The following is a 15,758-nucleotide window of genomic DNA, read 5'->3' as shown; positions in this document are numbered from 1 at the left end:
ATTATCTATTAATATACTTCATTTATATCGTCAATAAAAATTAATTTTTATAAAATATTTATTGTCAAAAAAACTATCCAAAAAACACATATAAATAATGTTATTGTATTTATAATATGTATGTACAAATACAAATTAATAATTAACTAGAAGTTACATATGAAAAAAATAAAAAAATCTTTAAACTTACCTCAAACAAAATTTTCTATGAAAGCAAACTTATCCATAAAAGAAATAGAAATTCTTCAAAAATGGAAAAAAAACAAATTATATGATTATATAAACTCAAAAAACAAAAAAAATAAATGTTTTTTTTTATATGATGGTCCACCATATGCCAATGGCGATATCCATATTGGCCATACAGTTAATAAAATATTAAAAGATATCATTTTAAAAGCTAAACGTATGTCAGGATTTTTTGCTCCTTATGTTCCTTGCTGGGATTGTCACGGATTACCTATTGAACAAAAAGTTGAAAAAATATTTAAAAATAAAATAGTCAAAGAAAACAAACAAAGTTTTCGTATCAAATGTCATCAGTATGTATTAAAACAAGTTGATAAACAAAAAAAAGATTTTATGAGACTAGGAGTTTTGGCTGATTGGAATAATATAAACTTAACTATGGACTATAGTAATCAAGCAAATACAATAAAGGTTCTATCTCATATTATTGAAAAAGGATATGTATACCGAGATCTAAAACCTATTTATTGGTGTTTTCAATGTCAATCTTCCCTAGCTGAAGCCGAGATAGAGTATCAAAAAAAAAATTCATGCTCTATTTATGTTTTATTTAAAATAAAAAAAAACACTGTTTTAAAAAACAAATTCTTTAAAGAAAAAAACAAACAAAAAAACTCATGTGCTAATATTTCAATAATTATTTTCACTACTACACCGTGGACACTTCCAACATGTCAAGCTATTGCTATTAATCCAAAGTTATACTATCAGTTAATACAAGTAAAAAAAAAATATTATATTTGTGAAAAAAAATTAGCAATAAACTTATTTAAAAAAACTAATATACAAAAATGGAAAATTAGAGGTTGTATAAAAGGAAAAAAATTGGGTGGTTTAAATTGTTTGCACCCCTTTTTAAATACTGTCATTCCTGTAATACTATCCGATCACGTATCTAATGAACTCGGTACCGGAGCCGTACATATGTCTCCGGATCATGGATACGAAGATTTTATTGCATGTAAAAAATACAACATAAAACCTAACCAAACTGTTAGTGCGTACGGATTATACAATATTCCTTTTTTTAAAATATTAAATAATCACCATATCTTTAAAGCAGAAAACATAATTTTTGAGTTATTAGAAAATAAAAAAAAAATATTTTTTTCTAAAATTATTGAACATTCTTATCCACATTGTTGGCGTCATAAAAAACCAGTTATTTATAGAGCTACACCACAATGGTTTATTAGGATATCTGATCTGTTATTAAAAAACAAAATATTAAAAAAAATTGAAAAAGTTAACTGGATTCCAGAATGGGGAAAAGCCAAGATGAAAACAATGTTAAAAAATAGACCAGATTGGTGTATTTCAAGACAAAGAACTTGGGGAATCCCAATTCCGTTATTTATACATAAAAAAACAGGAAAATTACATCCTAATACAATATGTATTATGAAAAAAATAGCACAAAAAATCCAATTACATGGTTATACTGTATGGTGGAAATCCACAAAATATACATGGCTGAAAGAAAATGCTGATATGTATGAAAAAGTCCATGATGTACTTGATGTATGGTTTGAATCCGGATCAAGTCACCAATTAAAAATATATAAGCATGATCCTCATAATACATCTAATCATATAGCTGATCTATATTTAGAAGGATCAGATCAACATCGTGGTTGGTTTATGTCATCTTTAATTACATCAGTAATTGTGCAAAATCATGCTCCATATAAAACAGTTTTAACTCATGGATTTGTTATTAATGAACACGGTCAAAAAATGTCTAAATCTTTAGAAAACAGTCAAAAACCAAAAGATATTATCCGAATATGGGGAGCAGATATTTTAAGATTATGGGTAGCTTGCACAAACTATACCAAAGATATATCTATATCTCATGAAATCTTACAACAAATATCTGAAAATTATAGAAGAATTAGAAATACCATACGATTTTTGTTCTCTAATATTTTTGATTTTAACTCATCCCTCCATATTGTAAGCAATAAACATTTATTATTATTAGATCAATGGATATTAGAACAGACATATAATTACCAAAAAAAAATTATTAAAAATTATTCAAATTATCACTTTCACGAAGTAGTACAAAAAATTATCAATTTTTGTTCCATTAAGTTAGGATCTTGTTATTTAGAATTAATTAAAGATAGATTATACACCGCACATAATAACAGTATAGCGAGAAGAAGCGGGCAAACTACTATATTTTATATCTTACATTATCTTATACGATGGATCGCTCCAATACTATCATTTACCGCAGAAGAAGCATGGAATCATTTTTATGAAAATACAAAAATATCTATATTTACAGAAAAATGGTTTAAAAAAATCAAGCCTCCTTTAAAAACCGTTTATTATAATTCTTCCTTTTGGAAAAAAATATTCACTATAAAAAACGAAGTTAATAGGTTCATAGAAAAAAAAAAAATAACTAAATACATAGGTAATTCCCTTGAAATAATATTAACATTATATGTAAAAAAAAATTTATTTAAAATACTACTATCTTTTAATACCGAATTAAAATTTATATTTTTAGTATCTGAAACTCAATTATGTCGATATTCTCATGCACCTAAAATAGCTTATAAAAGTAAATCTATAAAACATTTAAAATTCACAATAAACAAAAGCAACAAAATAAAATGTCCGAGATGTTGGCACTATTCAAAGAAAAAAAGATTTATCAACAATACTATGAATCTTTGTTATCGATGTCTAGAAAATATTAATAACAAAGAAAAAAAACACATTTTTTTATAAAAAAACAACTAAAAATGAATCTATAAAAAACATATTTTATAAAATATATCTATACAATTTACTTAGTGTAAAATTCTATTTTAAAAATATTCATTTTTATATACTTTTATCACATTTATGAAAATTTATTTATATAAAAAAAACAATGTTATATAATAATGAACTTAGATTTTTTTTTCTGTATGCAAAGCAACCTTGTTTATGATATTAAAAAACAAATTATTTATCATATTCAGTATATTTTCTAAAAAACTATTACACCGTATATTAAAAAAAAGGACACAAAATGAAAAAAATAAAAACTAGTATAGCTATATCTGGAGCATTAGGTAGAATAGGAAAAATGTTAATTAAAGAAATAACAAAACAAAAAAATATCAAATTAGTTTACGCATTAACTAAAGAAGACTATGTATATACACACTCAAATTACCATCAAAAATATTGTATAAATAAAAAAATTCTTTTTACTACTTTAAAAAAATTAAAAAAAAATAAACATACTTTACCATTTGATACATTAATTGATTTTAGTAAACCATATGTAACATTAAAAATGGTAGAATATTGTGTTCAAAACAAAAAAAAAATGATTATCGGTACCACCGGTCTTAATTCTATGCAAATGAACACCATAAAAAAAGCGTCTAAAATAATTCCAATATTATATTCACCTAACTTTAGTATTGGAATTAATATGATGCATACAATAATACAATATATATCTAAAATATTAGGTAATATTTCTGATATAGAAATTATAGAATCTCATCATAGAAACAAAATAGATGCTCCTTCAGGAACTGCATTACAGTTAGGAAAAATCATTTCTGAAGCTATGAATTGGAAATTTTCAGAATCAGCTATATTTTCAAGATACGGAAATATTGGAATAAGAGAAAAAAATAAAATTGGTTTTTCAACTATTAGAGAAGGAAATACTATTGGAAAACATACTGTATTATTTGCAAATAAATATGAAAAAGTTTCTGTTAGTCATACAGCTACTCATCGTTCTGTTTTTGCAAAAGGAGCTATACAAGCAGCTATATGGATATATGATAAAAAGAATGGTTTGTACAATATGAACAGTGTTCTAAGAAATATTGTTATTAAATAACAAGATATTCAATATGAACATAAAAAACATTTACCGGTATACGGATATTTTTTTGTATACCTACACAATGTATACCAAGAGAACCTTATGATAAAATTAGCGCATTTAGTTTTAGAAAACGGAACTGTATTCCAAGGAATTTCTGCGGGCATTGAAGGTGAAACAATTGGAGAAGTGGTCTTTAATACCGCCATGACTGGATATCAAGAAATCATAACAGATCCTTCTTATCATGGTCAAATAATCTCGTTTACCAATCCTCATATTGGTAATGTTGGAACTAATAAACAAGATGAAGAATCTAAAAAAATTTTCGCCAAAGGAATTGTTGCTAAATCAATATCGTCAATAAGTAGTAATTTTCGTAGCACACAAGATTTATTAAAATATATAAAAAAAAAAAAAATTATTGCAATATCCAATATTGATACTAGAAAACTTACTCATATATTAAGAAAATATGGTTCACAATATGGATGTATTCAATCAGAACTATATATGGATAAAAAAAAAGCTATTAAAAAAATCCTGAATTATAAAAATAAAAAAAAAAAGAATATAAATATATCAATCGGAGTAAAAAATATTCAAGAATGGATACCAAAAAATTCAAGACACAATACATATCAAAGAAAAAAATTTCATGTTATTGTATATGATTTTGGAGTTAAAAATAACATATTAAATATTTTACATGAAAAAAACTGCAAAATTACACTAATACCACCAACTATTTCTGTAAACAAAGTAATTTCTTTAAAACCATCAGGAATACTGTTATCTAATGGTCCTGGAGACCCTCGATTGTACATAAAATCCATTAAAGACACAAAAAAATTACTAAATTTATCAATTCCTATTTTTGGAATTTGTTTAGGACATCAGATCTTAGCGTTATCATTAGGCGCAAAAATCATCAAAATGAAATTCGGGCACCACGGATCTAATCATCCAATTCAAAATATACATACTAAAAAAGTATTTATAACCACACAAAATCATAATTTTACTATTGACAAACAATCAATACCAAAAAATATAATTATTACATATACGTCTTTATTTGATAATACTATTCAAGGTATTTCTTTAAAAAATCATCCATCTTTTAGTTTTCAAGGACATCCTGAATCTACTCCAGGTACTCACGATGCTCATACATTATTTGATAAATTTATTAAAAATATGCAAAAACAGGAATTTAAAAATGCCTAAAAGAAATGATATACACTCTATTTTAATTATAGGTTCAGGACCTATTATAATTGGACAAGCATGTGAATTTGATTATTCTGGAGCTCAGGCTTGCACTGCTCTAAAAGAAGAAGGGTATAGAGTTATATTAATAAACTCAAATCCAGCAACAATTATGACTGATCCTAATATGGCTGATAGGACATATATTGAACCTATTGATGTAAAAATTATTACCGAAATTATAAAAAAAGAAAAACCTGATGCTATTTTACCTACTATGGGCGGACAAACGGCTTTAAATTGTGCTCTACAATTACATAGAAAAGGAATATTAAAAAAATATGAAGTAGAATTAATTGGTGTTACCATTAAATCTATTCAAAAAGCAGAAAACAGATCTTCCTTTGAAAAATCTATGCAATCTATTAATTTAAACACAGCAAAATGCGGTATAGCACATGATTTAGAAGAAGCAAAAAAAGTAGTCCAGTCTATAGGTTTTCCTTGTATTATTCGACCTTCATTTACTATGGGAGGTAGCGGGGGTGGTATTGCATATAATTATGAAGAATTTAAAAATATCTGTCTACTTGGTTTAGAAGCATCTCCAATATCTGAATTATTAATCGATGAATCATTAATAGGTTGGAAAGAGTACGAGTTAGAAGTAGTTAGAGATATATCGGGTAATTTTATTGTCATATGTACTATTGAAAATATAGATCCTATGGGTATACATACAGGAGATTCAATGACTGTTGCTCCAGCTCAAACATTGAGTGATAAAGAATATCAAAATATGCGTAACGCTGCAATTATGATATTAAAAGAAATCGGAGTAACTAGCGGGGGATCCAACGTTCAATTTGCAGTAAATCCAAAGAGTGGAAAAATAATAGTTATTGAAATGAATCCTAGAGTATCTCGATCATCAGCTTTAGCTTCTAAAGCCACTGGTTTTCCTATTGCGCGAATTTCTACTAAACTATCCATAGGATATACTTTAGATGAACTAAGAAATAACATTACAGGAAATAACACTCCAGCTGCTTTTGAGCCATCTATTGACTATATAGTAACTAAAATACCAAGATTCGATTTTAAAAAATTCCATGAATGTAATGATAGACTAACAACTCAAATGAAATCTATCGGAGAAGTTATGGCGATTGGTCGAACATTTCAAGAATCATTACAAAAAGCAATTAGAAGCTTAGAAATTGGATCAACAGGATTTGATATTAATATCCAGATAAACAAGATAAACAATTCTACTTTTTTAGAAAAAAAAATATATTACGAACTTAAAGAAGCTGGTCCAGAAAGATTATGGTATATAGGAGAAGCTTTTCGTTTAAATTGGAGTATAGAAAAAATATACCAACTTACACATATAGATCCTTGGTTTTTAAATAATATACAAGATTTAATCTTAATAGAAAAAAAAATTGTGCAAAAAAAATTATCTGATTTAAATTACAAAAATCTAAAATATTTAAAAACAAAAGGTTTTTCTGATTTAAGAATTTCTCAATTAATAAATGTACAAGAAAACGATGTACGTAAAAAAAGATATAAATTACAACTACATCCAGTTTATAAACGCATAGATACTTGTTCAGCTGAATTTTCTACAAAAACAGCATATATGTATTCTACTTGGGAAGATGAATGCGAATCACTACCCACAAAAAACTCAAAAAAAATAATTATATTGGGTAGTGGACCTAATCGAATTGGTCAAGGAATTGAATTTGATTATTGTTGTGTTCATGCATCCCAAATTTTAAGAAAAGATAAATATGAAACAATTATGATTAATTGTAATCCAGAAACTGTATCTACTGATTATGATGTATCTGATAGATTATATTTTGAACCTATTGCATTAGAAGAAATTTTAGAAATTATACGTATAGAAAAACCTATGGGTATTGTTATTCAATATGGCGGTCAAACACCTTTAAAATTAGCTAAACATCTTCAGAAAGAAAAAATAAAAATATTAGGTACACAACCAAAATATATTGATATATCTGAAAACAGAAAAAAATTTCAACAGGTTATTAATCGATTAAAATTAAAACAACCTAAAAATTATACTTCTAATAATGTACAACAAGCATTAAAAAAATCTAATAAAATAGGATATCCGATTATTGTTCGTCCTTCATACGTTTTAGGTGGTCGAGAAATGGAAATAATTTATAATGACAATCAACTTATTGAATATTTTCAACATCGTGACCAAAAATCAAAAAAACAAACAATTTTATTGGATCAATATTTAGATAATGCTACCGAAATAGATGTAGACGCAATTTGTGATGGAAAAAAAGTTTTTATTGGAGGAATCATGGAACATATAGAACAAGCAGGAATACATTCTGGAGATTCAGCATGTACTCTGCCTGTTTATACTCTAGACAAAAAAACTGAAAAAAAAATAGAAAAACAAACAAAAATTTTAGCTATTGAATTAAAAGTACTAGGTTTGATTAATATTCAATTTGCCATTAAAGATAAACAAATATTTATTTTAGAAGTTAATCCTAGAGCTTCACGCACTATTCCTTTTGTTTCAAAATCCCTGGGTATCCCTTTAACTAAAATAGCTATGCGTGTAATTTGCGGAAACACTTTATCACAACAAAAATATACCACAAAAATCACTCCAAAATTTTTTTCTGTAAAAGAAGTAGTTCTACCGTTTAATAAATTTCCTGAAACTAATCCTGTGTTAGGACCAGAAATGCGATCTACTGGAGAAGTGATGGGCTTAGGAAAAAATTTTGCGTTAGCATTCTATAAAGCTATGTTAGGAATATCAATTCATCTTAAAAAAACAGGAATAGTATTATTATCTGTACAAAACAAAGATAAAAATTCCATTGTTGATATTGCTATACAGTTAAAAAAATTAAAATTTAGTATAGAAGCAACACAAGGAACATATGCAAAATTAAAATCTGCAGGAATTCAAGCAAAACTAGTTAGTAAGATTTATGAGGGTCGACCAAATATTCAAGATTTTATAAAAAACAAAAAATACACATACATAATAAACACTGCATTAGATAACAAAAAAAACATAGAAACACGTAAAATACGTAATATGGCGTTAAAATATAAAATACATTATGATTCTACATTAAATGGAGCTTTTGCTACTATTTCTACATTAAAATATATTGGAAAAAATACTATACTATGTTTACAAGATATACATTATGATAAATTTTAATTAATATGGTTAATTTAGTTAAATTTATATATAAACATTTATTATTTATATACATGTAATTAAAAATCATATAAATTTTTTATATTAAAATCTAAAAAAAACAATTAATTGTTATATTTTATTTTTTAATATAAAATAAAATAAGTGATATTAAATATTAATATTTTTTAAATACAATCTTATTAATAAAATTATTATAAAATTATGTAGGTATATAACTATTTACTTATGTAATTATATAGCTATGTAGTTATGTAGTTGTGTAGTTATGTAGTTATATAGTTATACAGTTATATTATTATTTAATAATATAGTTGAATAAAATTTATTTTTATAAAAAATTATTCTACTGTTAAACATATAAATAATACAAAATATATGAAAAAAATCAAGTTATATAAAACACTATTTTCATAGAAATATTTGAATACAAATATCACATTAAATATTGAAATAATCTATTCGATAAAATTAATATATTATTTTTTATAAATATAAAAATATCATTATTTATATAATTTTAAAAAGTTTTTTGCTAATAATGAGTATTGATGCACCGATACATTTTCAGCGCGAGAAAATAAATGAATATCTAATTTTAACAAAAGTGTTTCAGAAAACATTTTAGATAAATTATTTTTTAATAATTTACGTCGATGTTGAAAAGCAGTTCTAGTAATTAACTCTATAGCGAAAAAATATCGCTCTATGTCGTACTTATTATATTTATTAGTATACGGAATAAATCGTAAAAATACAGAATCTATTTTGGGTGTAGGAAAAAAATCAAATTTATCTACCGTAGTAATCGGTTTAATTTTATAAAAAAATTGAGCTATAACACTTAATTTTCCATATTCTTTATTTCCTGGGTTAGCTAATAATCTATCTGCTACCTCTTTTTGAAACATAAAATGCATATCATGAATATGTAAATTACAAATAATCATTTTAAAAAAAAAACAAACAGAAATGTTATAAGGTAAATTACCGACTAACCTATATAAAACACCCCTCTTTAGAGAAAAGAAATATCTAAAATCAAATTGCATAACATCAGTTAAAATAATATTCATTTTTTCGTTGTACTGATGACATAGCAAAAAAAATATTATATTTTCATCTATTTCAAATACAGTAATTTTATCTACAATATCACATATCGGAAATGTTAATGCGCCTAAACCAGGGCCAATCTCTATAATATAGTCGAATTTACTTAAGTTCATTTTTTGTATAATTTTGTTTATAATAATCTTGTTCTTTAAAAAATTTTGACCAAATCTTTTCACAGGAATATGTTTTGTATACATAGATCTATTCATATATTTACCAAATAAGATGCTTAACTATTTTTGTTTAAATTTAAAAAACTAAATAACTATTATTAAATTTATCAAATAATTTACAACAAAATATTATTTATAAAATATTATTAATAATAATAAATATAATTGCGTTATATAAAAAAATTCACTTAGTACATCATTAACAGCTATTTAGTATTATTTTGTTCTAAAAAAAACAACCAAAAATTGACATATATATGTCAAACATATTTATCTAATTCGTTCTACTTCAATAAAACTATACTTTTTGTGTAATAAAATATTTGTTTTAAGAATACTCTTGTTTACAAATAAAATCTAAATCTAGTAGCACAAAAAACATTCATATATCAAAAACTAATAAAATTTTTATTTATATACTATATAAGAAATAATATCTGTATTAAAAATAATTTAAAAACAAAATTATATTTATATATATAAAATATCTTATGTTGTATAAAATTAAAATTTATTATGTTGTTTTTATTTTAAAATTATTTACAATAATTAACTATAATTCCTAAGATAATATTTATAACAGTAAATTTTTAATTATAAAATATACTGTGATACAGTTAAAGTTTTATTATATAAACATAATGCTGAATATAATTTAAAACACTATTTTTTTTATTAAATATATTCTATTTTTAAACAATGTAAATATATATACTATTACGTTTAAATTATTAAAAATTTTTTAATTCCAAAAAGTACTTTATTGTAATAAAATTAAAACTATTTAATTATATTTTTATATATTCTTACTATTAAATTTAATTTAAAAAAACTGTGCAAATAAAAATCAATGTTTAAAAGCATAATTTTATTATGCTTTTATAAAAAAATATTTATATAAATATATAAGTTCTTAATTAAGAATTTTTTATAGTTAATTAATATTATTTTATATAGTTATAATGATGTACAAAAATTTAATTTTAAACAATTACTTGTACGTTTTGTAAATATTTTACAAAAAAAATAAAACTATTATAGTTATAACAAAAAAAATAAAATAAATATAAAAATAATCGGCACAAAATTTTTTTACAAAAAACAATTTTATAAATTGTATTAATATAAAAAACGTGCCGATACAGAATATTTAGAAAAATAAAATTATTAAATTTAATACATCATATTTATTTTTTGTAAAAATTAAACATATACAAATATTGAATTAATATCTTATATTTCAATATTAAGACAAAAAAAATCTATATGTAGCAGCATAGATTTAAAAGCATGGTATTGAATATCTTTTACAGTAACAAAAAACTTTTTCTTCTGTAAAACAATCAAAATTGTTTGTGAACAAAATTCAACATTTTTTTGTAAATTAAAAATTAAATCATGCTCTAGAGAAATCCGAAGTTCTTGGTTTAATTTTTTTTTACCGTATATTATTCCTGGAACGCGACGATGTATTTTACGCATATAACGACTATTGCTGGTACCACATTTATTACGAACAATTGCATGTAACGTTATCATATAACTAACCCCGAACAACAAGAAATTCAATTAATAAATCATATTATTTAAATATCAATATAACATAAGATAATATTTTATACGTTTAGAATCCTTCTAGAACACAATATAGATTGTTTTTTTAACCAAAAAATTTCATCTTTCCACAGACTTATATCTTTTGTTTCTAAGATCATTGGAATATTTTTAAACTCAACTATTTGAACAATCCGTGAAAAAACATTCTTTTTTATTTTTCCATATCCTAGATTATGATGACGATCTAATCGACTATCAAAATTTCCCTTAGAATCATTAATATGTATTCCTAATAAATATTGTAAACCAACTAAACTATTAAATTTTTTAAATATTTCTAAAAAATCATTTTTGTTATTTAACTGATATCCTGATGCAAACAAATGACAAGTATCTAAGCATATACCAATACGAGATTTATCTTCAATTTTATCAATAATACATGACAAATGTTCAAAACAATACCCAACATTACTTCCTTGACCAGCGGTATTTTCTAAAACAACAATTATTTTGCGTGTTTTACTTAATACAAAATTTATAGAATTAGAAATATTTTCTAAACACTTTTTCTCTGTAATTTGATATAAATAACTACCTGGATGAATATTAATCATCATCAAACCTAACTCATAGCAACGTTTGATTTCATTAATAAATGTTTTACACGATTTTTTATTCAATTCCTTATTCGGGTGACCTAAATTGATTAGATAACTACTATGCGGCAAAATTTGTAAAGGAGAATAATGATATGTTTTACAAGCTTTCCTAAAATTATATATAGTACTTTTTTGTAAAGGCGGGTTAATCCATCGCAACGGATTATTTACAAAAATAGAAAAAGCCGTTGCTCCTAATTGATGCGCTCGTAATACAGAATTTTCTAAACCTCCTTCAGTACTTACATGCGCACCTATGTACATTATCACAATTAATTATTCCTGTTTAAAATTGATACCTAAAAAAATAAATCTAGTATAGATATACTAGTTTGATTATAATCAATACATACACATTGTAAAATACTAATAATATATATTATTATTTTACTTATACCAATAATAAAAACTATTAACAATATTTTAACATTTATATAATAAATATAACATTTATGTATAACAACTATTATAGAAATAACACAAAAAATTATGTTTAAATGTTATTAAAATATATATTACACATATTTCTAATATTATTAACAAAAAGAAAAATTATGTCTATACATCACAACACTTTTTATAAAACAATTTGTACGTTAAAAAAATTTTGGCATAAAAATGATTGCATCATCTTACAACCATTAGATATTTCTATAGGAGCTGCTACCTTTCATCACCATACTTTTTTTAATATCCTTAAAAAAAAACCCTCTTTTATTGCCTATATACAACCTTCTAGAAGACCATTAGATGGACGATATACTAACCATCCTAATCGATTACAACATTATTATCAATTTCAAGTAATTATGAAACCTGCTCCAAATAATATTCAACAACTATATTTATCTTCTTTAAAAGAAATTGGAGTTGACATCAAAAATAACGATATTAGATTTATAGAAGACAATTGGGAAAATCCTACTCTAGGAGCTTCTGGTTTAGGATGGGAAATATGGTTAAACGGAATGGAAATTACTCAAATTACATACTTTCAACAAATGGGTGGTATTAATTGTAACCAACCAACTATTGAAGTTACATATGGTCTAGAAAGAATTTCTATGCATCTTCAAAATATAGATAATATCTATGATATTATTTGGGACGCTAAAAATAAAAATAAAATAAAATATTCAGATATATTTTTACATCAAGAAAAAGAAAATTCATCGTATAATTTCGAATTCTCTGATACACAACAGATTTTAGAATTATTTACATTACATGTACAAGAAGCAAACCGATTGACAAATCTTACTATTCCATTATCCATTCCAGCATATGAACAAATGTTATATGCTATCCATTATTTTAATTTGTTAGATTGTAAAAAAATATTATCCTCGACAGATCGAACAAATCATATTTTAAATATACGAAAACAAATAAAAAAAATTGCTACACAATATATCTATAATCAAAAAAAGAGTAAAAAATGAAAAAAAAAATGTTATTAATAGAAATACAAACAGAGGATTTACCTGGTAAAGATCTAACTGCTATGGCAAAATTTTTTTATTTAACTATACAAAAAGAATTTCTTAAAAGTAAGATTAAATATAAATCTATTTATTTATATTATACTGCTAAAAAAATAGCAATAAAAATTTTTTCTTTATCAAATACTGAAAAAAACACGTATATAAGAAAAATAGGTCCTTCTATAAAAGAATCGTTTGATTCTAACCAAGAAATCACTCCTGCAGCAAAAATATGGTTAAAGACTTGTAATATATCTGTACAACAAACTAAAATTCAACATATTAAAAAAAACAAATATCTTACATATTCTAGCCTCAAGAAAATAATTTCATTAAAAAAAAATCTAATAAAAATTATATCCTATGCGATAAAAAAAATACCTTTAAAAAAATCTATGGTATGGAATACCACTTCTATTAGATTCTCTCGTCCAATACGCAATATTATGATATTATTAGATGATAAAAATATTTCATTAAACATACCTGGAATTACTTATAAAAATTTTTCTTATGGACATTTTTTAATGATGCCTAAAAAAATAATTTTTACTCATGCAAATCAATACACAACTGAATTATTTAAAAAAAAATATATTCTTATTGATTATGAAGAAAGAAAAAAAAATATATTTGAACAAATACAGCTTTTGTCTAAAAAAAAAAATAAATTAATTAAAATAAATAAAAAATTGTTAGAAGAAATTACAGCTTCAGTTGAATGGCCAATCGCACATTTAGCTACATTTAAAAAAAAATATTTAAAAATACCTGAAGAAGTATTAGCTTATGTTATGGAAAAAAATCAAAAATATTTTCCGTTATATAACAAAATAACAAACGTTATAACAAATAGTTTCATTTTTATTAGTAATATTGATACACTGAATTACAAAAAAATTATTCAAGAAAATGAACAAGTTTTGCATTCAAAATTAAGCAATATAAATTTTTTTATCCGTGCAGATCAAAAAATAACATTTTCAAAAAGATTAATTTTATTAAAAAAAATATCTTTTCATACAGAACTAGGATCATTATATGAAAAAACTTTAAGAATAAAGAAATTAAGTCAATATATTGCTCATAAAATTAAAACCGATATCTTACTAACACAACAAGCTGCAATTTTAGCTAAGTGCGATCTCACTACAAACATCGTAACAGAATTTTCTTCTCTTCAAGGAACTATTGGTATGTATTACGCTTTACACCACCAGGTAAATAAAACAGTAGCTCTTGCTATTAAAGAACATTATTTACCTACTTTTTCACAGTCAAATATACCAACTCAAAAAATATCCTGCGCATTAAGCATTGCAGATAAAATAGATACTATTACTGGAATTTTTAGTATAGGAAAAAAACCTACCAATAAAAAAGATCCATTTGCTTTACGTAGAGCAGCTATAGGAATTATTAGAATTATCATTAAAAAAGAAATAAACATTAATCTATCAAAAACAATTACACAATCTATTAATTTATACTCTCATATACAAAACAAAAAACAAATAAAACAATTAATTTTAAATTTTATATATTCTAAATACGTATCATTATATACAAAAAAATACAGTAAAAAAATCATTCTTTCAGTTTTATCATTACAATTATCTAATCTTAATGATATTAATGCACGAATTAAAGCACTTACTAAATTTAAAAAAAAACATGACTTTAAAAAAATTCTTAATGCCTATAAAAGAATTAACAATATAATTTCTAAAATTCCAAAAAAAACACAACTTATAAAATTAAATTCACATTACTTAAATTATACAAAAAATTTTTTAATACATGAAAACAAATTAATTCAACACATTCAACATATAAAAACAACGCTCAATGCAAGTAAGCGTGTAAATTATTTGTATTTATTACAATGTATTAAAAAATTATGTAAACCTATAGAAATATTTTTTCAAAAATCTTTTATATATGATCCAAACATAAAAATACGTTCACATCGTATTTTTATATTACAGAAGATACAAAAAATATTTTTATATATCACTAATTTTTCTAGTTTATAAAAAAAAAGAACAATCATTTATATAAAAAAATAGTTATATATAAATATATTAAAATATATTTATATAAAAAATTCATATATTTTATGATTTTACATAAAAAAAACTATAAAAAATTCTAAAATTACGTGTATAATTTAAGTATATTATTATAATATAATTATGCACGCTACTT

At 23.5% G+C, this 15,758-nt stretch carries 9 protein-coding genes; 6 read left to right on the top strand and 3 right to left on the bottom strand.

Going from position 1 to position 15,758, the window contains the following annotated elements; genetic code table 11:
* Positions 1-159: 159 nt before the first annotated feature.
* The 4 genes from ileS (at position 160) to carB (ending at position 8,558) form a co-directional block, all read left to right on the top strand.
* The gene (gene ileS / locus BUCIPSTX3056_RS00495) at positions 160-2,997 is read left to right on the top strand and encodes an isoleucine--tRNA ligase (protein ID WP_075474526.1); all 2,838 of its coding nucleotides are present in this window, start codon (positions 160-162) and stop codon (positions 2,995-2,997) included.
* Positions 2,998-3,283: 286 nt separating this feature from the next.
* Entirely contained in the window at positions 3,284-4,117 is an 834-nt protein-coding gene (dapB, locus tag BUCIPSTX3056_RS00490) for a 4-hydroxy-tetrahydrodipicolinate reductase (protein ID WP_075474525.1), read from the top strand.
* A gap of 87 nt (positions 4,118-4,204) precedes the next feature.
* Positions 4,205-5,332 carry a glutamine-hydrolyzing carbamoyl-phosphate synthase small subunit gene (gene carA / locus BUCIPSTX3056_RS00485; protein WP_075474524.1) on the top strand — a complete coding sequence of 376 codons (1,128 nt, stop codon included), beginning with the start codon at positions 4,205-4,207 and terminating at the stop codon, positions 5,330-5,332.
* Positions 5,325-8,558 (top strand): carbamoyl-phosphate synthase large subunit, encoded by a 3,234-nt coding sequence (gene carB / locus BUCIPSTX3056_RS00480; RefSeq protein WP_075475007.1) that lies wholly within the window; start codon positions 5,325-5,327, stop codon positions 8,556-8,558. Before carA ends, carB begins: the two co-directional genes overlap by 8 nt.
* A gap of 506 nt (positions 8,559-9,064) precedes the next feature.
* Here the strand turns inward: carB and rsmA are convergent.
* The 3 genes from rsmA to nfo all read right to left on the bottom strand — a co-directional run bounded on the left by rsmA (position 9,065) and on the right by nfo (position 12,333).
* Complete coding sequence (gene rsmA, locus BUCIPSTX3056_RS00475; protein ID WP_075474523.1) at positions 9,065-9,883, bottom strand: 16S rRNA (adenine(1518)-N(6)/adenine(1519)-N(6))-dimethyltransferase RsmA; 819 nt, start codon at positions 9,881-9,883, stop codon at positions 9,065-9,067.
* A 1,197-nt stretch (positions 9,884-11,080) separates the two neighbouring features.
* The gene (gene rplY / locus BUCIPSTX3056_RS00470; protein WP_075474522.1) at positions 11,081-11,386 is read right to left on the bottom strand and encodes a 50S ribosomal protein L25; all 306 of its coding nucleotides are present in this window, start codon (positions 11,384-11,386) and stop codon (positions 11,081-11,083) included.
* A gap of 77 nt (positions 11,387-11,463) precedes the next feature.
* On the bottom strand, positions 11,464-12,333 hold the full coding sequence (nfo, locus tag BUCIPSTX3056_RS00465; protein ID WP_075475005.1) for a deoxyribonuclease IV: 870 nt from the start codon (positions 12,331-12,333) through the stop codon (positions 11,464-11,466).
* A 287-nt stretch (positions 12,334-12,620) separates the two neighbouring features.
* Here nfo and BUCIPSTX3056_RS00460 point away from each other — a divergent pair, with 287 nt between their 5' ends.
* Both BUCIPSTX3056_RS00460 and glyS read left to right on the top strand, forming a co-directional pair.
* On the top strand, positions 12,621-13,508 hold the full coding sequence (locus BUCIPSTX3056_RS00460) for a glycine--tRNA ligase subunit alpha (RefSeq protein WP_082253739.1): 888 nt from the start codon (positions 12,621-12,623) through the stop codon (positions 13,506-13,508).
* Positions 13,505-15,586: a glycine--tRNA ligase subunit beta gene (glyS, locus tag BUCIPSTX3056_RS00455; RefSeq protein ID WP_075474521.1), complete on the top strand. Its 2,082-nt coding sequence runs from the start codon at positions 13,505-13,507 to the stop codon at positions 15,584-15,586. The genes BUCIPSTX3056_RS00460 and glyS overlap by 4 nt, the downstream gene beginning before the upstream one ends.
* Positions 15,587-15,758: the final 172 nt, after the last annotated feature.

It is taken from the genome of Buchnera aphidicola (Cinara pseudotaxifoliae) (assembly GCF_900128595.1).
GTDB lineage: Bacteria > Pseudomonadota > Gammaproteobacteria > Enterobacterales > Enterobacteriaceae > Buchnera_F > Buchnera_F aphidicola_J.
This window is presented reverse-complemented; position numbering and strand designations above follow the sequence as displayed.